The 22,077-nt window shown below is 68.8% G+C and carries 24 protein-coding genes and 2 pseudogenes; 11 read left to right on the top strand and 15 right to left on the bottom strand.

Annotated elements, in window-relative coordinates; genetic code table 11:
• The first annotated feature begins 88 nt into the window (after window positions 1-88).
• The gene (ytfE, locus tag AC3RCE_RS09720) at window positions 89-838 is read left to right on the top strand and encodes an iron-sulfur cluster repair protein YtfE (RefSeq protein ID WP_492255019.1); all 750 of its coding nucleotides are present in this window, start codon (window positions 89-91) and stop codon (window positions 836-838) included.
• 17 nt (window positions 839-855) lie between these two features.
• Window positions 856-1,308 (top strand): group III truncated hemoglobin, encoded by a 453-nt coding sequence (locus AC3RCE_RS09715; protein ID WP_218340834.1) that lies wholly within the window; start codon window positions 856-858, stop codon window positions 1,306-1,308.
• 51 nt (window positions 1,309-1,359) lie between these two features.
• Here AC3RCE_RS09715 and AC3RCE_RS09710 read toward each other — a convergent pair whose 3' ends face one another.
• On the bottom strand, window positions 1,360-1,533 hold the full coding sequence (locus tag AC3RCE_RS09710; protein ID WP_218294196.1) for a LiaI-LiaF-like domain-containing protein: 174 nt from the start codon (window positions 1,531-1,533) through the stop codon (window positions 1,360-1,362).
• 261 nt (window positions 1,534-1,794) lie between these two features.
• On the opposite strand from AC3RCE_RS09710, the gene AC3RCE_RS09705 reads away from it, so the two are divergent.
• Window positions 1,795-2,001: a hypothetical protein gene (locus tag AC3RCE_RS09705; RefSeq protein WP_369642217.1), complete on the top strand. Its 207-nt coding sequence runs from the start codon at window positions 1,795-1,797 to the stop codon at window positions 1,999-2,001.
• 145 nt (window positions 2,002-2,146) lie between these two features.
• Here AC3RCE_RS09705 and AC3RCE_RS09700 read toward each other — a convergent pair.
• The 3 genes and pseudogenes from AC3RCE_RS09700 to AC3RCE_RS09690 all read right to left on the bottom strand — a co-directional run bounded on the left by AC3RCE_RS09700 (window position 2,147) and on the right by AC3RCE_RS09690 (window position 3,238).
• Window positions 2,147-2,373, bottom strand: a pseudogene (locus AC3RCE_RS09700) (DUF3820 family protein).
• A 35-nt stretch (window positions 2,374-2,408) separates the two neighbouring features.
• Window positions 2,409-2,771: a translation initiation factor Sui1 gene (locus tag AC3RCE_RS09695; protein WP_218340832.1), complete on the bottom strand. Its 363-nt coding sequence runs from the start codon at window positions 2,769-2,771 to the stop codon at window positions 2,409-2,411.
• Window positions 2,768-3,238 carry a DUF2721 domain-containing protein gene (locus AC3RCE_RS09690; protein ID WP_218294192.1) on the bottom strand — a complete coding sequence of 157 codons (471 nt, stop codon included), beginning with the start codon at window positions 3,236-3,238 and terminating at the stop codon, window positions 2,768-2,770. Before AC3RCE_RS09690 ends, AC3RCE_RS09695 begins: the two co-directional genes overlap by 4 nt.
• Before the next feature lie 209 nt (window positions 3,239-3,447).
• Between AC3RCE_RS09690 and AC3RCE_RS09685 the strand changes: the two genes are divergently transcribed.
• Window positions 3,448-4,704 (top strand): DEAD/DEAH box helicase, encoded by a 1,257-nt coding sequence (locus AC3RCE_RS09685; protein ID WP_218340831.1) that lies wholly within the window; start codon window positions 3,448-3,450, stop codon window positions 4,702-4,704.
• Between the two features lie 58 nt (window positions 4,705-4,762).
• On the opposite strand, the gene AC3RCE_RS09680 is transcribed toward AC3RCE_RS09685, so the two are convergent.
• Window positions 4,763-5,116, bottom strand: a complete 354-nt coding sequence (locus AC3RCE_RS09680) for a DUF6172 family protein (protein ID WP_218340830.1) — start codon at window positions 5,114-5,116, stop codon at window positions 4,763-4,765.
• An 89-nt stretch (window positions 5,117-5,205) separates the two neighbouring features.
• On the opposite strand from AC3RCE_RS09680, the gene AC3RCE_RS09675 reads away from it, so the two are divergent.
• Window positions 5,206-6,492 (top strand): sensor domain-containing diguanylate cyclase, encoded by a 1,287-nt coding sequence (locus tag AC3RCE_RS09675; RefSeq protein ID WP_218340829.1) that lies wholly within the window; start codon window positions 5,206-5,208, stop codon window positions 6,490-6,492.
• 36 nt (window positions 6,493-6,528) lie between these two features.
• On the opposite strand, the gene AC3RCE_RS09670 is transcribed toward AC3RCE_RS09675, so the two are convergent.
• On the bottom strand, window positions 6,529-6,732 hold the full coding sequence (locus AC3RCE_RS09670) for a hypothetical protein (RefSeq protein WP_218294188.1): 204 nt from the start codon (window positions 6,730-6,732) through the stop codon (window positions 6,529-6,531).
• 15 nt (window positions 6,733-6,747) lie between these two features.
• On the bottom strand, window positions 6,748-8,403 hold the full coding sequence (locus AC3RCE_RS09665; RefSeq protein ID WP_255591399.1) for a methyl-accepting chemotaxis protein: 1,656 nt from the start codon (window positions 8,401-8,403) through the stop codon (window positions 6,748-6,750).
• A gap of 389 nt (window positions 8,404-8,792) precedes the next feature.
• Between AC3RCE_RS09665 and AC3RCE_RS09660 the strand changes: the two genes are divergently transcribed.
• Together AC3RCE_RS09660 and AC3RCE_RS09655 are read left to right on the top strand one after the other, a co-directional pair.
• Window positions 8,793-10,322, top strand: a complete 1,530-nt coding sequence (locus tag AC3RCE_RS09660; protein ID WP_492255018.1) for a CYTH and CHAD domain-containing protein — start codon at window positions 8,793-8,795, stop codon at window positions 10,320-10,322.
• Window positions 10,323-10,404: 82 nt separating this feature from the next.
• Window positions 10,405-11,088, top strand: coding sequence for a 3'-5' exonuclease (locus AC3RCE_RS09655; RefSeq protein WP_369642213.1), 684 nt, complete (start codon window positions 10,405-10,407; stop codon window positions 11,086-11,088).
• Between the two features lie 66 nt (window positions 11,089-11,154).
• Here the strand turns inward: AC3RCE_RS09655 and AC3RCE_RS09650 are convergent, their stop codons facing one another.
• A complete protein-coding gene (locus tag AC3RCE_RS09650; protein ID WP_369643888.1) occupies window positions 11,155-13,218 on the bottom strand; it encodes an oxidoreductase in 2,064 nt (687 codons plus the stop codon).
• A gap of 95 nt (window positions 13,219-13,313) precedes the next feature.
• On the opposite strand from AC3RCE_RS09650, the gene AC3RCE_RS09645 reads away from it, so the two are divergent.
• Window positions 13,314-13,946, top strand: coding sequence for a TetR/AcrR family transcriptional regulator (locus AC3RCE_RS09645; RefSeq protein WP_218294184.1), 633 nt, complete (start codon window positions 13,314-13,316; stop codon window positions 13,944-13,946).
• A 9-nt stretch (window positions 13,947-13,955) separates the two neighbouring features.
• On the opposite strand, the gene AC3RCE_RS09640 is transcribed toward AC3RCE_RS09645, so the two are convergent.
• Window positions 13,956-14,183 carry a SlyX family protein gene (locus AC3RCE_RS09640; RefSeq protein WP_218294183.1) on the bottom strand — a complete coding sequence of 76 codons (228 nt, stop codon included), beginning with the start codon at window positions 14,181-14,183 and terminating at the stop codon, window positions 13,956-13,958.
• Window positions 14,184-14,190: 7 nt separating this feature from the next.
• Window positions 14,191-15,381 (bottom strand): aminotransferase-like domain-containing protein, encoded by a 1,191-nt coding sequence (locus tag AC3RCE_RS09635; RefSeq protein WP_218340824.1) that lies wholly within the window; start codon window positions 15,379-15,381, stop codon window positions 14,191-14,193.
• A 125-nt stretch (window positions 15,382-15,506) separates the two neighbouring features.
• On the opposite strand from AC3RCE_RS09635, the gene AC3RCE_RS09630 reads away from it, so the two are divergent.
• Window positions 15,507-15,983: an AraC family transcriptional regulator gene (locus tag AC3RCE_RS09630; RefSeq protein ID WP_218340823.1), complete on the top strand. Its 477-nt coding sequence runs from the start codon at window positions 15,507-15,509 to the stop codon at window positions 15,981-15,983.
• Window positions 15,984-16,004: 21 nt separating this feature from the next.
• Here the strand turns inward: AC3RCE_RS09630 and AC3RCE_RS09625 are convergent, their stop codons facing one another.
• Window positions 16,005-16,988 (bottom strand): Bug family tripartite tricarboxylate transporter substrate binding protein, encoded by a 984-nt coding sequence (locus AC3RCE_RS09625; protein ID WP_492255017.1) that lies wholly within the window; start codon window positions 16,986-16,988, stop codon window positions 16,005-16,007.
• Between the two features lie 78 nt (window positions 16,989-17,066).
• On the bottom strand, window positions 17,067-18,551 hold the full coding sequence (locus tag AC3RCE_RS09620; protein ID WP_492255016.1) for an amidase: 1,485 nt from the start codon (window positions 18,549-18,551) through the stop codon (window positions 17,067-17,069).
• A 95-nt stretch (window positions 18,552-18,646) separates the two neighbouring features.
• Between AC3RCE_RS09620 and AC3RCE_RS09615 the strand changes: the two genes are divergently transcribed.
• Window positions 18,647-19,594: a LysR family transcriptional regulator gene (locus AC3RCE_RS09615; protein WP_492255015.1), complete on the top strand. Its 948-nt coding sequence runs from the start codon at window positions 18,647-18,649 to the stop codon at window positions 19,592-19,594.
• Window positions 19,591-20,229, top strand: a complete 639-nt coding sequence (nth, locus tag AC3RCE_RS09610) for an endonuclease III (protein WP_492255014.1) — start codon at window positions 19,591-19,593, stop codon at window positions 20,227-20,229. The genes AC3RCE_RS09615 and nth overlap by 4 nt, the downstream gene beginning before the upstream one ends.
• Before the next feature lie 78 nt (window positions 20,230-20,307).
• Here the strand turns inward: nth and AC3RCE_RS09605 are convergent.
• The 3 genes and pseudogenes from AC3RCE_RS09605 to AC3RCE_RS09595 form a co-directional block, all read right to left on the bottom strand.
• Window positions 20,308-20,496 (bottom strand): annotated as a pseudogene (locus AC3RCE_RS09605) (type II toxin-antitoxin system death-on-curing family toxin); the annotation flags it as partial.
• A gap of 49 nt (window positions 20,497-20,545) precedes the next feature.
• Window positions 20,546-21,292, bottom strand: coding sequence for an aspartate/glutamate racemase family protein (locus tag AC3RCE_RS09600; RefSeq protein ID WP_492255013.1), 747 nt, complete (start codon window positions 21,290-21,292; stop codon window positions 20,546-20,548).
• Window positions 21,293-21,308: 16 nt separating this feature from the next.
• Window positions 21,309-22,070 carry a GntR family transcriptional regulator gene (locus AC3RCE_RS09595; RefSeq protein WP_218294175.1) on the bottom strand — a complete coding sequence of 254 codons (762 nt, stop codon included), beginning with the start codon at window positions 22,068-22,070 and terminating at the stop codon, window positions 21,309-21,311.
• Between the last annotated feature and the right edge of the window lie 7 nt (window positions 22,071-22,077).

Below are 22,077 nucleotides of genomic sequence, written 5' to 3'. Positions count from 1 at the left end.
GATTTGCCCCAGGTCAATTAAAAGATGCATCTACCGAGAATTTTATTGGATAAAATATTCACATCAAATGAATCTTTAAAGGATCGCCATGAACGCCCGCGTTGATCACCTGCAAACCGCCCACCCCGCACACGCGCCCCTCGGCGCGGATCAGCAGATCGGCCAGATTGCCGTGCAGCTGCCCGGCGCCACGGCGGTGTTCCGGCGGCTCAAGCTCGACTTCTGCTGCGGCGGGCAGGTCAGCCTGGCCCATGCCGCCGCCGAGAAGGGGCTGGACGCCCATGCCGTCCTGGCGGAACTGGCGGCCCTGCAGCGCAGCGACGCCTTGCCCGAAGCCGCCTCGCCCGGCGCGCTCATCGACCACATCCTGGCGCGCTACCATGAGGTGCACCGCGCCCAGTTGCCCGAACTGATCCGCATGGCCCGCCGCGTGGAAGCCGTGCACCGCGACAACCCCATGGTGCCTGCCGGGCTGGCCGACCTGCTGGAAGACATGCACGGTGAACTGCTTTCGCACATGGCCAAGGAAGAACAGGTGCTGTTTCCGATGCTCAAGGCCGGGGGCAACCCCTTCGTGGGCCAGCCCATCGGCATGATGCGTGCCGAGCACGTGGACCATGGCGCCGCGCTGGACAAGCTCAACGCCCTGACCAACGACGCCACGCCCCCCCAGGGCGCCTGCAACACCTGGCGCGCCCTGTATGCGGGCATCGCCCAGCTGGGTGACGACCTCGTCAACCACATCCACCTCGAAAACAACGTGCTGTTCCCGCCGTTCGAGGCAGGTGCGGCGGCCCCCTCGCAGGGTTGCGGTTCGTCGGGCTGCGGGTGCAGCTGAGCGGGAGCCGCACGGCCATGAGCGATCCGGCGGCCACGCCCCCCGGGAAGGCCTCGGCACCCAGCGTGCAGAGCATCACGCAACTGGTGCATGGCTTTTACGCCGATGTGCGGGCCGACCCGCTCCTGGGGCCCGTTTTCGACAAGGCACTGCACGGCCAGTGGGAGAACCACCTGCAGCGGCTTGTCGATTTCTGGAGCACGGTGGCGCTGGGCACGCGCAGCTTCCGCGGCGATGTCTTCGGCAAGCACATGGCGCTGGACGGCGTCACGCCAGCCCACTTCGCCGCCTGGGTAAGGCTGTGGCAGCACCACACCGAGCGCCTGTTCACGCCCGAGGTGGCGGACAGCCTGCAGGTGGCGGCGCATGGCATCGCGCGCAACCTGTTCCGGGGCTATTTCGGCAGCGACCCGGCCTTTGTGCCGCCGCGCGAAGACGACGGGCACGGCCCACGGCGGGCCGGCGGCTGACCCCGCGCGCGGGGCGATGGTCCGTGTTGCGGGTGCCCCGCGAACCCGGCCTTACTTGCCCTTGGTACCGGGCGTAAAGAACAGGGCCACGCCCACCGCGATCAGCGCGACCGGCCACCATACCCGCAGCAACTCGCGCAGGCTGATGCTGATCAGCCCCAGATTGGTCAGCAGAAAAAACACGCCCAGCACGACCAGGACGATCGCCGCAATATTGCCCTTCATGTGCATTCCCTCGGAGTGGTGAGTTGGTATCGAAGGCAATTATGGCGGCACGCAGACTCCCCAGGAGACCCGAAGGCTCAATGGCGTGAAGCTGGCCGCCGCCGTGCCACTGGTGGCTCCCTGTGTCCGCCAGCCGGTTGTTTTGATCTCTATGCGCCAGCCCGGCGATACCCCCCACCGGAGGCGCCAATGGCATTCCCCCAAGCCCATAGAACGGGTGGGAGTTCATACTGAGGCTCTCAGAAAAATCAGGAGAACAACATGACCCAGAACGCAGACATCGTCCTTGCACGAGGGCTCTATCGAGCCAGCGAACTCGCCTCGAAACAAGTGATAGAAGCCCAGAGCCTGGCGAAAGATCTGTTCCCCGGAGCCGACCACTCGCGCGCCGATATTCTCGCTATCGCGCAACTCATTGCGATCAACTACGCCAGCTTGCACAGCAGCACAGGCCAGCACAAGGGCTGAGGGGCGCACAGAACCACTTCCGGGGTGAGGCCTGTGGTCGGTGCAAGGACCGGCACGGGCTCGGCAGGTCTTCGCATGCCCTCGCCAATTCCTGGGCCCATGCTGATCGCGCAGCAGGCTGGCGTGCGCCCCGCGCGACCAGCGATCAAGTGTTCAGTTCGCGCGCCCCACGCAACGGTTTGAGCAGGTGTGACAAACCGTTGTGGTCGATCTCGTGCATCAGCGCCAGCAGCTGCCCCAGCTCGCCTTTGGGGAAACCCTCGCGCGCGAACCATTCAGGTAGTTGCCCGGCAGATCGGCCAGCACCGTTCCCTTGTACTTGCCATAGGGCATCTCCAGGGTGGCCAGGCGCTGCAGTTTTTCGGGATCCATCGTGGTGCGGTGCCTTCTTTTCGTTTCAGGGGGCCTCAGCCTCCCGCGCGCTTGACCTTGTGGCCCAGCTTCTGGAGGGCGACCATCACGCGCTCCACATGGTCACCCTGCACTTCGATCACACCGTCCTTCACCGTCCCGCCGCTGCCGCAGGCGGCCTTGAGCTGCTTGCCCAGCTGCTCCAGCGCGGCACCGTCCACGAGCACGCCCTTGACCAGCGTCACGGCCTTGCCGCCGCGCCCCTTGGTTTCGCGCGACACGCGCACGATGCCGTCCCCCGTGGGCAAGGGTTTGTTCTGCTGGCAGGTGCACTGCGCCACGGGCTGGCGGCAGCCCGGGCACATGCGGCCGGAGTCGGTGGAATACACCAGGCCGCCCAGGTCGGCAAACGACTTCATGGCTTTTTACCTTCCACCTCTTGCTGCAGCATGTGGAAGTTGAGCAACCGCGTGGCCAGCAGCGTCTCGGTCAGGAAACACACCAGCGCCAGCAAGAACGACGCGACTCCCGCCAGGAAGCCCGCCACCGCCAGCCGGTTGGACTGAAAGTTGGTGGTCTCGCCCAGGAACAGCAGGATGATGGTGGTGCCGATCAGGAACGCGCAGAACGTGAGCAGCCCGATGCACCCGTTGGCCAGCCGCCCGCGCAGCCGCAGATCTGCCAGCTCGCTGTAGGCGCGGGCCAGAAACTCGGGCTCGGTGTTGGCACGGGCGCGGTCTTCCACCACGCGGGCCCGGTCGATGATGCGGGCCAGCCGGCCCGCGACGGCGCCGATCATGCCGGACACGGCCGTGAGCAAAAACACGGGCGCCACCGCCAGCTGGATGCCGTGGGTGATGGCGGAGGAATCAAGGGTAAGGGCCATGGTGCGGGGAAAGACAAGGGAAAAACCGGCGAACCGCCGGTGCCTGATTATCAGGGCGGTGGCCGCCCACGGGGCCCGCCGCAAGGCCCGGCACGCCAGCGCGCCGAGGCGGCGCACGGGCCCCGAGGGCAACTGCGGCGACAATCCCCCATCTTTCCCCGTTCGCGCTGTCGTGCGTCCGCTTTCAACGCCGCTCCAGCGCTGCCTCCATGCCCTTTGCCTCCCTCGGTCTGTCCCCTGCCCTTGTCCACGCTGCCGAAAAGGCGGGTTTCGTGGCGCCCACGCCCATCCAGGCGGGCGCCATTCCAGCCGCCCTGCAAGGCGCTGACCTGCTGGGCGCCGCGCAGACGGGTTCGGGCAAGACGGCCGCTTTCGCCCTGCCCCTGCTGCAGCAGCTGCAACTGGGCGCCACCGGCGGCCCGCGCAGGGTGCGCGCCCTGGTGCTGGTGCCCACGCGCGAGCTGGCCGCCCAGGTGGGCGAGGTGCTGCGCAGCCTGGCCCAGCACCTGCAGCAGCCGCTGAAGATCGCCATCGTGTTCGGCGGCGTGTCGATCAACCCGCAGATGCTGGGGCTGCGCGGCGGCGCCGACATCGTGGTGGCCACGCCGGGCCGCCTGCTGGACCTGGTGGAGCACAACGCGCTGCGGCTGTCCGCCGTGGCGCACCTGGTGCTCGACGAGGCCGACCGCCTGCTGGACCTGGGCTTCGCCGAAGAGCTGGCGCGCGTGCTGGCCCTGCTGCCCGCCCAGCGGCAGAACCTGTTCTTTTCAGCCACCTTTCCCGCCGCCGTGCAGGCGCTGGCCGACGGCCTGCTGAAAAACCCGGTGCGCGTGGAGGTGCCCCACACCCCGGGCAACGAGCCCGCCATCGAGCAGCGCGCCATCGCGGTGGATGCCGCCCGCCGCACCCAGCTGCTGCGGCACCTGGTCAAGGAGCACGGCTGGCCGCGCGTGCTGGTGTTCGTGGCCACGCAGTACGCGGCCGAGCATGTGGCCGAAAAGCTGTACAAGGCCGGCATTTTCGCCAGTCCCTTTCACGGCGGCCTGAGCCAGGGCGCGCGCAAGCAGGTGCTGCAGGAGTTCAAAGACGAACGCTGGCAGGTGGTGGTGACCACCGACCTGGCCGCGCGCGGCATCGACATCGCGCAGCTGCCGGCCGTGGTGAACTACGACCTGCCCCGCTCGGCCGTGGACTATGTGCACCGCATCGGCCGCACGGGCCGCGCGGGCGAGAGCGGTGTGGCCGTGAGCTTCGTGACGGCCGATGCCGAAGCGCACTTCCGGCTCATCGAAAAACGCCAGCACCTGAGCCTGCCGCGCGAGCAGATTGCGGGCTTTGAGCCCACCGAGGCCCCCGCGCCGGCCTCGGCCGCCGACCCCCAGGGCACCGGCGGCATCAAGGGAAAGCGGCCCAGCAAGAAGGACAAGCTGCGCGCTGCGGCGGCCGCAGACAAAAAAGGCTCCTAGAAGGAGCCTGTCGAACACCCGCGGGGGCTCCTGGCCGCCCGCTCGCCACGGCCCGGGGTCAAGCCCCTTCGCCGGCCTCGTCCATGCCGCCGCCGTCCTGGCCGGACGGGGCCCCGGGCTCGCCCGCGGGCCGGGGCGTGCGCTTGCCGGGCCTGGCGACGATCTCCACATGGAACTGCGGGCCGCCTTCTGCCGCCACTTCGTTGATGAGCCCGGTCAAGGCCGACAGGTGCGCCGCGGCGGCGTCTTCCCTGGTCCGGCCGAACTGGCAGTCAAAGTCCCAGAAGTCAGCGCCTTCGGGCAGCTCGCGGCGCCGTTCGCGCTTGATGTACTTGCGGATTTCGTGCTTGACGGCATCCAGAACGCGGTCGCGGTTCTTGCCTTCAACGTGGAGTTGGAAAGTTTTTCTCATGGGCGATGGTACCGCCTGTGACAAACATCGATTCCCACCGGCCCACCCCGGTGCCACAATGGGGCATTACCTTTTGTTACGTCACGCCGATGTTCAACGACCTCCGTCTGCTGCAACTGCTGCCAGCGGCTGTACTGGTCGCCCAGGGGGGCATCATCCGCTTTGCCAACGCCGCCGGCCTGGATCTCCTGGAGGCACCGGGCCCGGACAGCCTCATCGGCAGGCCCTCGGACGACTTCGTGCATCCCATGGACCGCGTGCGCTCCAACCACCGTGTCCAGCAGGTCACCGTGCCCGGGCAGGGAGGACGGCCCAACAAGCCGTCGGAGTTCCGCATCCGCACGCTGCGGGGCAACCTGCGCATGGTGCTGATCAGCAGCGTGGCGGTGGAGTGGCAGGGCGCCCCCGCCGTGCTGATGTGCGGCCTGGACATGACGCACCAGAGCGAGATCGAGGACCAGCTGCGCGAAAGCGAACAGAACTTCCGCCGCCTGTTCGAGAACATGCAGGACGTGTACTACCGCACGGACGCCAAGGGTGTCGTGCAGCACGTGGGCCCGGGCGTGCGGCGCGTGCTGGGCTATGAGCCCCACGAGATCGAGGGCCGCACCGCCGAGTCGTACTACCCGCACAGCTCCGACCGCGACGCGTTCAAGGCCGCCATCGTGGAAAAAGGCGAGGTGTCGGACTTTCCCGGCCAGATGGTGCGGCGCGACGGGCAGGTGATCGACATCTCCATCAGCAGCCACGCGCTGTACGACCATGCGGGCAACTTCGCGGGCGTGGAGGGCATCTACCGCGACGTGACGCAGCGCAAGAACCTGGAGCGCGAGCTGCAGCGCCTGGCCACCACCGACATGCTGACGGGGATGGCCAACCGCCGCGCGTTCCTGGAATGCGCCGAATCGGTGTACGCGCGCTCGCGCAGCAACGGCGAGCCGCTCGCGCTGCTCATGCTGGACCTGGACCACTTCAAGTCCATCAACGACCGCTTTGGCCACCTGGAGGGCGACCGCGCGCTGGTGGCGTTTGCCCAGGCCGTCAAGAGCCAGCTGCGCGCCAGCGACACGGTGGGCCGGCTGGGGGGCGAGGAGTTTGGCGTGCTGCTGCCGCTGACCGCGCTGGCCGAGGGCATGGAAGTGGCCATGCGCATTCTCCAGAGCATCCGCGCGCTGCGCCTGGCCGACGAGGCGGGCCACGGCTATGGCATCACCGCCAGCCTGGGGCTGGGCGCCTTCCGGCAAAGCGACCGCAGCCTGCGCGACATGCTGGACCGTACCGACCAGGCGCTGTACCTGGCCAAGCACCAGGGGCGCAACCAGATCGCGTCCCTCGACGTGGCCGCCCCGCAAGAGCCGCCACCGGCCCCGCGCTGAGAAGGCGCACCGGGGCAGCGCCCGCCTCCCGGTGCTTCACAGGCGCAGCCGCTCCTGCTGCAGGTTCCACAGGCAGGCGGCGCTTTTGAGCAGCATCTCCATCGCCATCTCCGAACCACTGCTGGACAGCTCCAGGCCGTCGATGACCATGGCCAGCTGCGAAATGGAGTCCTCGGGGCTCGAAGCGCCTCCCGTGCGCGCCACCTCGGCAATGGCAATCAGTACATCGGTCCTGTTCATGGAAAGGGCTCCGTCCTAGCGCGGCACCGTGGCCAGGCGCTTGTGCGCCGCCTGGGGCCGTGGCGGTGCCGCCAGAAGCTGCCGCGCTCCGCCCGATGGTTGCGGCGCCGTCCCGTCCACCGCCGCGGCGGCGCCGTCGGGGGCAAGGCGGAACTGGTGGATCACTTCCAGCAGCCGCCGCACCTGGTGCTTCATGCCCGTGGACGCCGACGAGCTGTCATCCACCAGCGCCGCATTTTTCTGCGTCGCGGCGTCAAGCTGGCGCACGGCTTCACCGATCTGCGCGATGCCCCGGGACTGCTCCTGGCCGGCGTCCCGGATCTCGCTGATGAGCTCCACCACCTGATCGACATGCCGCACCGTATTGGCCACGCGCTCGCCCGCCTGGCCGACCAGCGCCGAGCCCCGCTCGACCCCATCCACGCTCGCCGTGATCAACCCCCGGATTTCGCGCGCCGCCGTGCTGCTGCGCTGCGACAGCCCCCGCACTTCCCCGGCCACGACGGCGAAGCCCCGCCCCTGCTCCCCCGCGCGGGCGGCCTCGACGGCCGCATTGAGGGCCAGCAGGTTGGTCTGGAACGCGATGTCGTCGATCACCTTGATGATGTCCGTGATCTTTTGCGACTGGACATGGATCTCCTGCATGGTGGCGATGACATTGCGCATCACGCTGCCGCCTTCGTTCGCGACCTTGCTGGCCTCCTGCGCCAGGTGGGTGGCGCGGTGGGCGTTGTCGGTGTTGTGCTGCACCGTGATGGTGAGCTGCTCCATGGAGGCAGCCGTCTCCTGCAGATTGGAGGCCTGCGTCTCCGTGCGGCGGGCCAGGTCTTCGGTGCCCCCCGCGATCAGCACGGCCTCCTGCGCCACCGACTCGGTGCTCTCGCGCACTTCGGTGATGACGCGCACCAGCTGCTGGTTCATCTCGCGCAGCGCCCCCAGAAGCTCCGCCGTCTCGTCGGCACCGCGCACCTCGATCTGCGCGCTCAGGTCGCCTCCGGCCACCGTCCGCGCCAACGCCACGGCCTGCCGCAGCGGATGCGAGATCGACCGGGTGATGACCCATGCCATCGCCGTGCCCGCCAGCAGCGCCAGCACGGTGGCCGCCAGCATCCACACATGGATGGTTTCGCTCATCTGCCGGGCCGCGCCGAACTCCGCGTCCGCCAGGCTGATCTGCAGCGCCACCAGCTGTTCCACGGCATCCTGCACCTTCGCGGCCTGGGGCCGGATCTGGCTGATGTAGAGCTCGGAGCCATCGTCGTACTTGCCCGCCACCAGCGCCGCGGCCGCGGGAATCAGCCCCTTGTCCAGGTACGCGGCATTGGCCTGCGCGAAGGCCCGGGCCAGCGCCTGCTCCTGCTCGCCGAGGGGTTTGGCGGTGTAGGACTTCCACAGGGCCCGGATCCGCTCCACGTTCGCGGACAGCGCCGCATGGCTTGCCTGCAGATTGCTGGTGCCGGGGTCCATCAGCATGTCCATCACGAGCACGCGGTTGCGCTGGGTCAGGTGGCTGATCTCGGCCAGCACGCCCATGGGCACCGTGCGGTCCCCATACAGCGCCGCGCTGCGCTCCGTCAGGCGCTTGGCGCCACTGATGCCGCCAGCCGCCAGCGCGGAGATCAGCAGCAGAAGCACTGCAAATGCCAGGGCCAGCCTGGTGCCAATTTTCATTTTCTGAAGCATCTGGAATCCTCTTGAATGGCCACCGGAGACGACCCCGGGCACCCAGAAGATACTAATTGTTTCAAATGACAGAACCGTGACCAATCGATAATCCAGGCCCCAAGGGAAGTATTGACACATCCTCCACCGAAGAACAGGGCAACCCGAAATCACGGATATTCATGACCACCCTATAATCCGCCGAATCCCCGCCACATCCGGCAGCCAACCGGGAATTCGATGCAAGGCACGGGTACGCTTGATGCCACCGGGGTCATTCAATAAATTGTCATGATGATCATTCTTGGATATTTCCGATTATCTCCACGCATTATTCACCGCTGCACTTTCTCTCTGCAAAAATAAAAACACTTCCACGCGCAGGCAAAATAGACCCCATGGAAATCGAATTCAAGTTCTGCATTCCTCCCGAGCGCCTGGCGGCCGTGCAGGCGGCGGCGCGCCGGGGCCCGTGCGCGTCCATCCGCATGGAGGCCCGCTACTTCGACACGCCCGATGGCGCGCTGGCGGCCCGCGGCATCGCGCTGCGGCTGCGCCGCGAAGGCGACCTGTGGGTGCAGACCGTCAAGGCCCTGGGTGACGGCCCCCTGGACCGGGAGGAGCACAACGTGGACCGGGGTCCGGCCCACGCCGCGGGCCCCGCCCCCGAGCCCCACCCCGCACTGCATGCCGGCACCCTGGCGGGCACCCGGCTGCTGCACGCGCTGCAGGGCGCCAGCGGCCCCCTGGCCGAAACCTATGGCACCGCCATGGACCGCGTGACGCGGGACATCGCCTTCAAGGGCGGAGTGGTCGAGCTGGCCCTGGACACCGGGCGGGTCATCGCCCACCGTGGCACGCCGCAGCAGAAAGAGGCGCGCATCTGCGAGCTGGAGCTGGAGCTCAAGACCGGGCCGGTATCAGGCCTGGCGGCCATCGCCGCCCGGTGGGCCACACGGCACGGGCTGTTTTTGAGCACGGTGTCCAAGGCGGAGCGCGGCGAGCGGCTGCTGGCCGCGCAATGGGCCCGGCCCGCCACCAAGGCCGCCCCCCTGCGTGCCAGCGGCCAGCGCAAGCACTTTTTGCAGGGGCGCGGCCTGCAGCGCGTGGTGGTGGCGCACTGCCTCCAGCAGATCCTGGGCAATGCCAGCGAGATCGTGGAAGGCGGGGGCGACGAGGAACATGTGCACCAGCTGCGCATCGGCATCCGCCGGCTGCGCACGGCCTTGCGCGAGTTGGCGCCGTTGGCCCCCGGCGCGTTCGACCCCGCCTGGGAGCCACCGCTGGTGGAGATGTTCCAGCGCCTGGGCCAGCTGCGCGACCGGGGCCAGGCGCTGCAGGCCATCGTCGCCGACATGCGCGATGCGGGCGCGCCTGCGCTGGAGGTGCGTGCGGCGGCGGACCAGGCTCCCGCCGCCGCCATCATCGCGCGCACGCCCGCGTTCCAGGCGGCACTCATCGCCCTCATGGCGTTCACGGCCCGGGGCCGCGATGACGCGTCGGCGGCCGGGGACCAAGGCCTGGAGGCCCGGGACACCCGCCGCCTGCTGCAAAAGCGATTGCACCGCCTGCACGCCAGGGTGCGCCAGGGGGCCCAGGGCTTTGCAGCCCTGCCGGTGGATGAGCAACACCGCCTGCGCAAGCGCCTCAAGCGCTTGCGCTATCTCACGGAGTTCGTGGCGCCTGCGCTGGACGCCGAAGGGGAATCTTTCCTCGACAGCCTGCAGCCCGCGCTGGCGGCCCTGGGCCGGCTGAACGATGAACGCGTGGCCAGCGTGCTGTATGGCGACATCGCCGCCACCGACCCGAAGGCCTGGTTTGGCGTGGGCTGGCTGGCTGCGCGGCAGGCACTGACCGTGGCTGCCTGCGACGAGGCCCTGGGCCACATTGCCGAAATGCCCCGCCTGCACACGACGGGCAAGCGCTGAGAGGCCGGCACGCAGGCGGAGGGGCCCGGCCTCTGGGCGCGGGCACGTCGGGGCTCCAGGGCCCGCACGGCACAATGGGCCCATGACGGCACCACCCCCTCCCCGGCACCCCCACCCGCCTTCGCGCGCCGCCCACCACGCCACCCCCGGCAAAGACCAGATCGCCCTGCTGGAACCCTTCGAGCGCCTGGGCACCGACCGCATCGCCCTCGTCTCCACCCCGGAGCAGGCCGACAAGGCCTGCGATGCCCTGGCGGCGGCCAGCGCGTGGGGGTTCGACACCGAATCCAAGCCCACCTTCGTGCAGGGCGAACAGTCCGACGGGCCCCACATCGTGCAGCTGGCCACGCTCGACACCGCCTGGGTCTTCCAGCTGCACGACCCCGGCTGCCGCGCGCGCGTGGCCGAGCTGCTGGCCCTGCGCGGCGTGACCAAGGCGGGCTTTGGCCTGGGGGACGACACCAAACGCATCCAGCACAAGCTGGGCGTGCAGCCGGCCGATGTGCTGGAACTCAACACCGTGTTCCGCCAGCGCGGCTATCGCAAGGACATGGGTGTGAAGGGCGCGGTGGCCGTGCTGTTCAACCGGCGCTTCATCAAGTCCAAGAAGGCCGCCACCTCGAACTGGGCCAACGCCCGGCTGACGGAGGCCCAGCTGGTCTACGCGGCCAACGATGCGTGGGCCGCGCTGCGGGTGTTCAATGCACTCGAGAGTTCTGCCGCGCAGCGGGGGACATCGGCCGTCGGCCAGACACTATCAAAATAATAGCTGCCAGCGCTTTCCTATCCAGCGCTGGCGGCCTGTTTTTCTTAAAAACCGGCTTCACTCGCCTTACAAGCGCGCCGCCAGCCGCGCCGCCTGGTCGATGGCGCGCTTGGCATCCAGCTCGCCCGCCTCCAGCGCGCCGCCGATGCGGTGCGGCTTGCGGCCCGTGGCCTCCAGCGCCTGCGCCAGGCTGAAAAGGGGCACCTGTCCCGCGCACAGCACCACGGTGTCGCAAGGGATCCAGGCCGGGTCCTCGCGCTTGTCGCCGTAGGACACCAGCAGCCCCTCGTCGGCGATGCGCTCGTAGTTCACGCCGCTCACCATCTGCACTTCTTTCATCTTGAGCGTGGTGCGGTGGATCCAGCCCGTGGTCTTGCCCAGGCCCGCGCCCAGCTTGCCCTTCTTGCGCTGCAGCAGCGTCACCTGCCGCGCGGGGGGCGTGGCGCGCGGGCCCGAGGGGGCCAGGCCACCGCGCGCCTCGGCGGGGTCGGTGATGCCCCACTCGGCCTTCCAGGCCGGCAGGTCGAGCGTGGTGGAAGGGTGCTCGCCATGCGTGAGGTACTCGGCCACGTCAAAGCCGATGCCCCCCGCGCCGATGATGGCCACGCGCTCGCCCACCGGCTTGCCGTGGCGCAGCACGTCGATGTAGCTGAGCACCTTGGCGTGGTCCTGGCCAGGGATCTGCGGGTCGCGCGGCAGCACGCCCGTGGCGATCACCACCTCGTCGAAGCCCTCCAGGTCGCAGGCCTGCACCACGCGGTTCAGGTGCAGCTGCACGCCCGTGTCCTCCACCCGCGTGGCCAGGTAGCGCAGCATCTCGTGGAACTCCTCCTTGCCCGGCACCACCTTGGCCATGTTGAGCTGGCCGCCGATGGCGGGCGCGGCGTCGAACAGGTGCACCTCGTGCCCCCGTTCGGCCGCCACCGTGGCCGCCGTCAGGCCGGCGGGCCCGGCGCCCACCACGGCGATGCGCTTGCGTGCGGACGGTGTGGCGATGGGCCGGTAGACCAGTTCCGTCTCGTGGCAGGCGCGCGGGTTCACCAGGCAGCTGCTGGTCTTGTTCTGGAACACATGGTCCAGGCAGGCCTGGTTGCAGGCGATGCAGGTGTTGATGCGGTCGGCCCGGCCCTCTGCCGCCTTCTTCACGAAGGCGGCGTCGGCCAGCAGCGGACGCGCCATCGACACCATGTCGGCGCAGCCATCCGCCAGCACCTGCTCGGCCACCTCGGGCGTGTTGATGCGGTTGGACGTGACCAGCGGCGTGGCAATGCCTGCCGCCGCGAACTCGGCCTTCATCTTCTGCGTGACCCAGGCGAACGCCGCGCGCGGCACGCTGGTGGCAATCGTGGGCACGCGCGCTTCGTGCCAGCCAATGCCGGTATTGACGATGTTCGCGCCACCGGTGGCCACGGCCTTGCCCAAGGTGACGATCTCGTCCCAGGCGCTGCCGCCGGGCACCAGGTCGATCATCGACAGGCGGTAGATGATGATGAAGTCCGGCCCCACGGCCTCGCGCATGCGGGCCAGGATCTCCACCGGCAGGCGCATGCGGTGGCTGTAGTCGCCGCCCCAGGCGTCGCTGCGCAGGTTGGTGGTTTGCGAGAGGAACTGGTTGATGAAGTAGCCCTCCGAGCCCATCACCTCCACGCCGTCGTAGCCTGCCTCGCGCGCCTTCACGGCACAGTTGACGAACGCGCGGATCTGACGCTCCACCCCGCGCGCCGACAGCGCGAACGGCGTGAACGGCGAGATGGGCGACTGCAGGCGCGAGGGTGCCACGGCCAGCGGGTGGTAGGCATAGCGGCCGGTGTGCAGGATCTGCAGCGCGATCTTGCCGCCGGCGCCGTGCACCGCGTCGGTCACCACCCGGTGGCGCCGGGCGGCACCCGAGGTCGCCAGCGTGCCCGCGAAGGGCTTGGCCCAGCCCGCGATGTTGGGAGCAAAGCCGCCCGTCACGATCAGTCCCACATCCCCCTCGGCCCGCTCGCGGAAGTACGCCGCCATGCGCGTGAGGTCGCGCCCGTCCTCCAGGCCGGTGTGCATGGAGCCCATCAACACGCGGTTTTTGAGGGTGGTGAAACCCAGGTCAAGCGGCGCGAGCAAGTGCGGGTACAAGGCGGCACCGGGCATGGATGCAGCGGCTGCAGGGGCGGCAATGGGGGAAGGATGCATGGAAATCGTGGACTAGAAGTATTTTCTAGAACTTTATTCTAGAATCGCATTCCATGGCAAGCCGCAATTCCCCGCCCTCCACCTCATCCCCGGCCGAGGCCGCCACCGACCGCCGCCAGGACATCCTGAACGCCGCCCTCGCCTGCGCGGCCGAAGGCGGCGTGGATGCCGTCACCATCGACGGGGTGCGCGCCCGCTGCGGGGCCAGCGTGGGCAGCATCTATCACCACTTCGGCAACCGCGACGGCATCGTGGCGGCGCTGTTCTTCGACATCTTTCACGACCAGTCGCGCAGCGTGCAGGCGCAGCTGGATGCCGCCCAGGGCGTCGAGGCGGGCGTGTCGGCCCTGGTCACGGGCTATCTGGACTGGGTGGTGGCACAACCCGAGCGGGCACGTTTCCTGTTCCAGGCGCGCGGCGCCGTGGCCGCAGGCCCGCGCACCGCCGACCTGGCCGAGGCGGCGCGGGGCCGCAACCAGGCGCTGGTGGCCTGGTTCGAGCCGCACCGCCAATCGGGCGCGCTGCGCGACCTGCCTTGCGAACTGATGCCGTCGCTGGTCATGGGCCCGGTGCAAAGCTATTGCAGGGCGTGGCTGTCGGGCAACGCTGCCCAGGGCGGCCTGCCCTCGCCCACCACGTACCGCGCGGAGTTGGCGGATGCGGCCTGGCGGTCCGTGAAAGCCTAGATCGCTAGATCAATAATGCGGCGGCAGCTCGTCGCGCAGGTTGCGCGGGCCGTTCGAGCCGCTCTCGGGCGCCTGCTGGCGCAGCTGGATGACCTCGTGCGTCAACCGGTCGATCAGTTGCTGCTGCTGGTAGATGGTCATGTTCAGCTGGTCCAGCAGGTCTTCGGTGAAGCTGGCCTTGATCTCCAGGCTTTCCAGGCGCTGGAGAATCTGGGCGAGATCGTTGGCGTCCGACATCGACGCTTCAGAGGGCCTGGCCGAGGCGCGCCACGCCTTCGCGGATCTTCTCCACGTCGGCCGTCGCGAACGACAGGCGCAGCGTGGCGTGGTCGGGGTTGGCGCAGAAGAAGGGCGTGCCGGGCACGAAGGCCACACCCTTTTCGATGGCGCGCTTTGCCAGCACGTTACCGTCGGCCACCTTGCCACCCGCGCCCGTGAGGCGCGCCCACACGAACAGGCCGCCCTGGGGCTGCACGAACTCGATGGCGCCGCCCAGCTCCTTGCGCAGCGCATCGCCCATGGCCTGGGCGCGTTCGGCATACACCTTGCGCACGTTCGCCAGCGTGCCGGGCATGCGGCCGGCCTTGAGGTACTGGGCGGCCGTGGCCTGGGCGAAGGTACTGGTGTGGGCGTCGCTGAACTGCTTGCACATGGTGGCTTTGGCCAGCAGCTCGGCCGGGGCGATCATCCAGCCCACGCGCAGGCCGGGTGACAGCACCTTGCTCAAGCTGCCGCAGTGCACCAGCAGCTCGCGGCTGCCGGGCACGCTGGCCGACAGGTTGAGCAGGCTGGGGGGCGGTGCGTCGCCGAAGTACAGGTCGCCGTAGGGGTCGTCCTCGACGATCAGGGTGCTGTGCTTCACGGCCATCTCCAGCACGGCCTTGCGGCGCTCCAGACTCAGCATGGCGCCGCTGGGGTTGCCGAAGGTGGGGATGAGGTAGACGAATTTGGGCTTGTGTTCGGCGATGAGCTTTTCCAGCTCGTCGGTCTTCACGCCGTTGCCGTCGATGGGCGCGCTGATGAGTTCGGCGCCGTACAGGCGAAAGCACTGGATGGTGGCCAGGAAGGTCGGGCCTTCCACGATGACCTTGTCGCCGGGACTGATGAGGGTCTTGCCCAGCAGGTCCAGCGCCTGCTGGCTGCCGGTGGTGACGATGAGGTTGTCGGCCGCCACGTCCTGGGCGCCCTTGCTGGCCATGAAGGCGGCCAGTTGCTCGCGCAGGGGGTTGTAGCCTTCGGTCGCGCCGTACTGCAGCGCGGCGCCGGGTTCTTCGGCCAGGGCGGCGTTGCTGGCAGCGCGGATGCCTTCCACGTCGAACATCGCGCTGTCGGGGAAGCCACCCGCGAAGCTGATGATGCCGGGCTTGCCCAGCAGCTTGAAAAGCTCACGGATGGCGGAGGTTTCTACATTGTTCAGGCGGTCGGCGAATTGCATGGCGTGGACAAAAATGGGTGGCAAAGGATTCCCGCATTGTCGCCAATTGCCGAGCAGGTTTCCTGCGGCTTAGACTGCAAGGCACAAAAGCGCCCTCCCTACCGCAACCCCATCCAGGACCACCCATGCCCCTCGACATCCGCCAGTTGCCCCCGATGCGCCTTGCCTACATGCGCCAGACCGGCCCCTACGGCCCGTCGCTCACGCAGCTGTGGGACCGCTTTGGCCAATGGTGCGCGGCCCATGGCCTCGCCGAGCCGCGCCCCAGGTACTACGGCATCAGCCTGGACAACCCCGCCTGCACACCGCCCGCGCAATGCCGCTACGACGCTTGCGTCCAGGTGGGCGTCGGGTTGCGCACGGGCACCGAGGCGCTGGTACAGGACTTTCCGGGCGGCGACTACGCCTGTTTGCAGTTCGTCGGCACCGGGCCCGAGATCGGCGCGGCCTGGGCGGGAATGATGGCCCCGGGGCAGATCCCCGCAGGCTGGGAAGTGGCCGCGCGGCCCGCCGTCGAGGTCTATGACGAGCACTTCGCCGTCAACCCCGCCACGGGCGCGTTTCCGTGCTGGCTGTGCCTGGCGGTGCAGCGCACGGCCTGAGCCAGCCCCTGCACCAGCCGATCAATCGACGCGAATGTCCGCCCGCGCCGCCACGGCGCGCATCAGCGGCAGTTCACGCTCGATGCGGGCGCGCAGCGCGTCGCCGTTGCCCCAGGCGGGGGTCATACCGATGTCCACCAGCTTCTTCTTGAACTCGGCGGAGGCCATGGTGTCGGCCAGGGCCTTCTCCAGCTTTTTCTGCACCGGTGCGGGCAGGCCGGCGGGCGCGACGAACGCGAACCACGACCCCATGTCAAAGCCCGGGTAGCCGCTCTCGGCCACCGTGGGCACGTTGGGCAGCAGCGGCAGGCGCTGCGGGCTCAGCACGGCGATGGGCTTGATCTTGCCGGCCTTGATGAGCGGGGTGGAGGCCACCACCGTGTCCACCGCCAGCTGCACCTGCCCGCCCATCAGCGCCGTGAGGTTGGGCGAGCTGCCGTTGAAGGGCACGTGCATCATCGGAAAGCCCGCGGTGGCCTTGAGCATCTCGGCGCCGAAGTGCACCGACGAGCCCGTGCCGTAGGAGCCGTACGAGAACTTGTCCGGCGCGGCCTTGGCCTGGGCCACGATGTCCTTGAGCGTGCTGCCCTGCACATCGTTGTGGGCCACCAGCAGCAGCCCCATGTCCGCCACCATGCCGATGGGCGTGAAGCTGCGCACGGGGTCGTACGGCAGGTTGGTGCGGATGGCGGGGTTCATGGTGAGCGTGGTGTTGGCGCCCAGCAGCAGGGTGTAGCCATCGGCCGGAGCCTTGGCCACCAGCGAGGCCGCGACCACCGTGCCCGCCCCGGGACGGTTCTCCACCACCACCGGCTGGCCCAGCCGCTCGCCCATCGCCGTGGCCAGCAGGCGCCCCAGGATGTCCGTGGCGCCGCCGGGTGCGAATGGAACGACCAGCTTCACAGGGCGGTCGGGATAGGTCTGCGCCAACGCCACGGCGGGCGCGGCCAGCGCGAACGCGCTGGCCAGAAGGCACGAGATGAAGCGGGAGCGCGGCAAGGGCATGGGGAAGTTCTCCGGTCAAGAAAATGCGGGAAAGGCGGCAGGGGAAGGCATATAAAACGTGGAACGGAACGGGGCCCATCAACCCAGCAAGGGGCTCGCTACACGGGCGTAGCCACTGGCCCGGTCGTATGCGTGCCCTATCTGCAGCACGGCGGCATCGGCCTGCGCCGGGCCGATGATCTGCAGCCCGGCAGGCAGTCCACCAGGCCCGAAGCCGGCGGGTGCTGCCAGTGCAGGCAGGCCGGCCATGGTGGCGGGCACCACGGTTTCCATCCAGCGGTGGTAGGTGTCCATGGTGCGGCCTGCCACATCGTGCGGCCAGTCCAGCCCGGCGTTGAACGGAAAAACCTGCGCGGCGGGCAGCACCAGAAAATCGAATTGCTCGAACAGGCCGCGCAGCATCTGATACCAGGCACTGCGTACGCGGGCTGCGTCGTACACCTGCAGCGCCGTGAGGCGCATGCCGCGCTCGATCTCCCACACCGCCTCAGGCTTGAGCAGCGAGTGCGTGGCGGGGTTGCGGTACAGGCCTGCGTTGGCACCCGCCACGCTGAAGCTGCGCAGGTCGATCCAGGCGTTCCACAGCTGCTCCATGTCGAACGCGGGCACCACGGATTCCACCGTGCAGCCCACCGTGCGGAAGTGCGCAAGCGCCTGCTCGCAGGTGGCCAGCACGCCGGGCTCGGTGGGCAGGTGCCCGCCCAGGTCGCCCAGCCAGCCGATGCGCGCGCCGTGGAAGTCACGCTCCAGCGGCTGGCCCAGCAAGGCCACGTCCTCGTGCCGGCGGGTGAGCGGCAGCCGCGCATCGAAGCCCGCCTGCACCGACAGCAGCAGCGCCAGGTCCGGGATGTCGCGGGCCATGGGGCCGGCCACGCTGAACTGCTGGAAGAACACCTCCTCCGTCGGGCCGTGCGGCACCAGGCCGAACGAGGTGCGCAGCCCGTACACGTTGTTGAACGCCGCCGGCGTGCGCAGCGATCCCATCATGTCCGAGCCGTCGGCCACCGGCAGCATGTGCAGCGCCACGGCCACCGCCGCCCCGCCGCTGCTGCCGCCCGCCGACACGGCCGGGTCGAAGGCATTGCGCGTGGTGCCATACACCGGGTTGTAGGTGTGCCCGCCCAGGCCGAACTCGGGCGAGTTGGTTCGGCCCATGAAGAGCGCGCCGCTGGCACGCATGCGCTCGAACACCACGGCGTCGGTGGCAGAGACCTGGCCCGCGAAGATGGGCGAACCGCGTGTGGTGACCATGCCGGCGGCGGGCATGATGTCCTTGGGCGCCTGCGGAAAGCCGTGCAGCGGCCCCAGGCTCTCGTCGCGCGCCAGTTGCGCATCGCGCTCGGCGGCCTGCGCACGCAGCACGTCGCGGTCTGCCAGGGCCACCAGCGCATTAGCCACGGGGTTCAGGCGGTCGATCTGGGCCAGGTAGGCATCGAGCACCTCGACGCACGACACCTCGCGGGCATGGATGGCGTGTGACAGGCCCACGGCCGTGCGGGCCACGATGCCGCCGGGCGGGGTGCTGGTCTGGGGGTGCAAGGGGGTTGCGGGCGAATGTGTCATTGGGAAGTCAGCATAAGCAGCCGCTTGCGTTTCGACAATCGACGATTTCTGAGGTTATCGTTGCGCTTTACGCAAACCACACACCCAGGCCTCCCATGCTCTCAAGCCGCCTGCAGGACACGGCCCTGCGCTACTTTCTGGAGGTGGTGCGCAGCGGCTCGGTGAGCGAAGCCGCCACGCGCCTGCATGTGTCGCCCTCGGCCGTGAGCCGGCAGGTGGCGGCGCTCGAAGACCTGCTGGGCGTGCCGCTGTTCGACCGCCGTCCGCGTGGCATGGCGCCCAGCGCGGCGGGCGAGCTGCTGGCCGCGCACGCGCGGCGCGGCGCGCTGGAGGCCGACCGCGTGGTCTCGGACATCCAGGCGCTGCAGGGGCTGCACACGGGGCGGGTGCGGCTGTGCAGTTCAGCCGGTTTTGCCATCGAATTTTTGCCACGCGTGATGGCGCAGTTCCGCACGCAGTACCCGGGTATCCAGTTCCACCTGCGCGTGGTCAGCCCGGCGGCGGTGACCACGGCCGTGCTCAACGGCGACGCGGACATCGGCCTCACCTACAGCCGCTCGGCCGAGCGGGACATCACCGTGCAGCACCGCGAGGCCTCGCCGGTCATCGCGATCATGCGGCCCGACCACGCGCTGGCGCGCTTCCCCAGCGTGACGCTGGCGCAGATGCACCCCTGCCCCATCGCCCTGCCCGAACGCGACAACACCGTGCGCCAGCTGTTCGACATCGGCTGCAGCCAGCGCGGCCTGGTGTTCGAGCCCGTGCTGGTGTGCAACCACTTCGAGACGCTGACCCACTTCGTGCTGCACGGCGGCGGGCTGTCGATATCGGGCGAAGTGACGGTGCGCGACCGCGTGCGGCGCGGCGAGCTGCATGCGGCACAGATCCGCGAGCCCGGCATGAACGCACGCGCCGCCGAACTGCAGACGCTGAGCGGCCGCACCCTGCCGGCGGCCGTGCGCATGTTCCTGGAGTTCTTGCGCACACAGCTACGGGACAATGCAGAACCCACGCATTCCTCCAGAACAATCCCTCCCCCATGAAAACCGCGCAGATCGAACCCTTCTTCGCCACCCTGAAGGCGGCCAACCCCATGCCCAACACGGAGCTGGAATACACCACCTCGTTCGAGCTGCTGGCCGCCGTGCTGCTGTCGGCCCAGGCCACCGATGTGGGCGTGAACAAGGCCACGCGCAAGCTGTTCCCGGTGGCGGGCACACCCCAGGCCATCCTGGACCTGGGGCTGGAAGGGCTGGAGGGCTACATCAAGACCATCGGCCTGTACCGCACCAAGGCCAAAAACCTGCTGGAAACCTGCCGCATCCTGGTGGAGCAGCACGGCAGCATAGTGCCCCGCACGCGCGAAGCCCTGGAAGCCCTGCCTGGCGTGGGCCGCAAGACGGCCAATGTGGTGCTGAACGTGGCCTTCGGCGAGCCCACCATGGCGGTCGACACGCACATCTTTCGCGTGAGCAACCGCACGGGCCTGGCGCCCGGCAGGAACCCGCTGGCGGTGGAATTGCAGCTGATGAAGCGCGTGCCCGCCGCCTACGCGGTGGACTCGCACCACTGGCTCATCCTGCTGGGCCGCTATGTGTGCCAGGCGCGCAAGCCGCGCTGCTGGGAATGTGTGGTGAGCGAGTATTGCGACTACCAGCCGAAGACACTGGCGCCCTGAGCTCGGATTGCTTCTGTTTTCATAGCTACGCGCGCTTTCTTGACAAGCGCTGGAGCCTGAAAATACTTCAAATTGACATCAACGAGCGGCGGCGTGGTCCCGCAGCCAGGCGGCGAAGGCCTCTTCGGTGATGTCGCCTGCAGTTACAGCGAGCATGGTGAGCACACACGACGCATCGTCGGCGGTGAGCGCCCATCCGTTCAGCCGCAGGAAAAGCTTGGCGGCCACGAAGCCCGTGCGCTTGTTACCGTCGACAAAAGGATGGTTGATCTCCAAGTAATTACAAACGCAATACCTGACTTTCCACCTACCTGCGTCAAACCATCCCCGCCACTCCCAAGGCCGCCATTTCCCCCGACACCCCCACCCACGCCACCTCAAACCCCGCCACTTTCCGCTCCGGCGGCACGGGGTGCGCACGCAGGGCCCAGGTCGCACCGGCCACCACGCTGTCGATCACCGGCACCGCCACCTGGGGTTGCACCGCAGCGGCCATGCCGGCAAGCCCTGCCCCGCCCAGGATGACAGCCTGCACCCCCATCTGCCGCACCACGTCGCGGCAGGCCTCCACCAGCAAGGCACGGGCGGCTTCGGGGTCTGCCGCCAGCTGGGCCCCCGTGGGCGCCACCGTGTGAATACCCGCGAGCCCGTGCGAATGCCCCAGCGCCTGCGCCAGGCGCTGCAGCATGGGGCCCCAGCGCTCGCCGCCGGTGACGATGGCATAGCGCCCATGGCGGGCGGCTTCGATGAAGGAGGCTTCGGCCAGGCCCGTCACAGGCACGGGGCAGCTTTCGCGCAGCGCCATCAGTCCCGGGTCGCCAAAGCAGCCGATCAGCACGGCATCGGGCCGGGGCCGGGGTTGCGCCAGCTCATGGGCCCAGGCGTCCAATGCGGCATGGGCTGCCACGGCATAGCTGGCCTCGCAGGCGATGTAGGGGGCGCCAAAACGTGCCGTGGCCGTGCGCACCGCCACATGCGAACCTGCGGCTGCCTGCACATGCCGCTGCAGCAAGGCGCTGACGCTGGCCGAGGTGTTGGGGTTGAGGACGAGCAGCTGGCGCATGGCAAGGTGTCGGGATTCAGGCGCCCAGCAATTGCGCCAGATCGGGCACATCGCTGGCCGGCGGGGTGAACTCCAGCTGCGTTTCGATGCGGGCCAGGTGCGTCAGCATGAGGCGCGCCGCCTCGCGCGCGTCGCGCAGGCGGATGGCATCGATCAACGCCCGGTGCTCGCGGCAGCCGCAGGCCGTGGCCTCCTCGCGTTCGCGCGCGTGGCTCGGGCTGTAGGTCATGAGGATCAGCGAGGTGCGCGAGACCAGCTCCCGCAGGATGCGCCCCAGCGTCTGGTGCCCGGCGGCCTGCGCGATGTGCAGATGAAAATCGCCCGACAGGCGAATGGCGCGGCGCATGTCGCCACTGGCGCGGGCCGACTCTTCGTCGTCGATGCAGGCGCGCAGCGCGGCAATGTCGGCATCGGTCGCGTTGGCGATGAACAGCTCCACCAGGCGCGGCTCCAGCAGGCGGCGGGCCTCGAACACCTCCAGCGCCTCTTGCGGCGTGGGCTGGGCAATGGATGCGCCCCGGTTGGGCGTGAGCGTGACAACCTGTTCATTGGCCAGCCGCACCAGCACCGGCCGCACGCGCGTGCGCGACACGCCAAAGGCCGCCGCCAGCTTGTCTTCCACCAGCTTGGTGCCCGGAGGCAGCCGGTGGTCGAGGATGGCCGACACCATGCGGTCGTACATGTCGTTGTCGCTGAGCTGGCCGGTCGCGCCGGGCTGCACGGGCGGCTCGGTGACCGCAGCGCGTGTGCGCCGGGGCTTGGGGTTGATGGTCGTCATAAGGGTG

The sequence above is a fragment of the Acidovorax sp. GW823-FHT05D11 genome, assembly GCF_058795695.1.
Note: the sequence above shows the minus strand (reverse complement) of the source record. Positions and strands in the feature narration are given on the sequence as shown.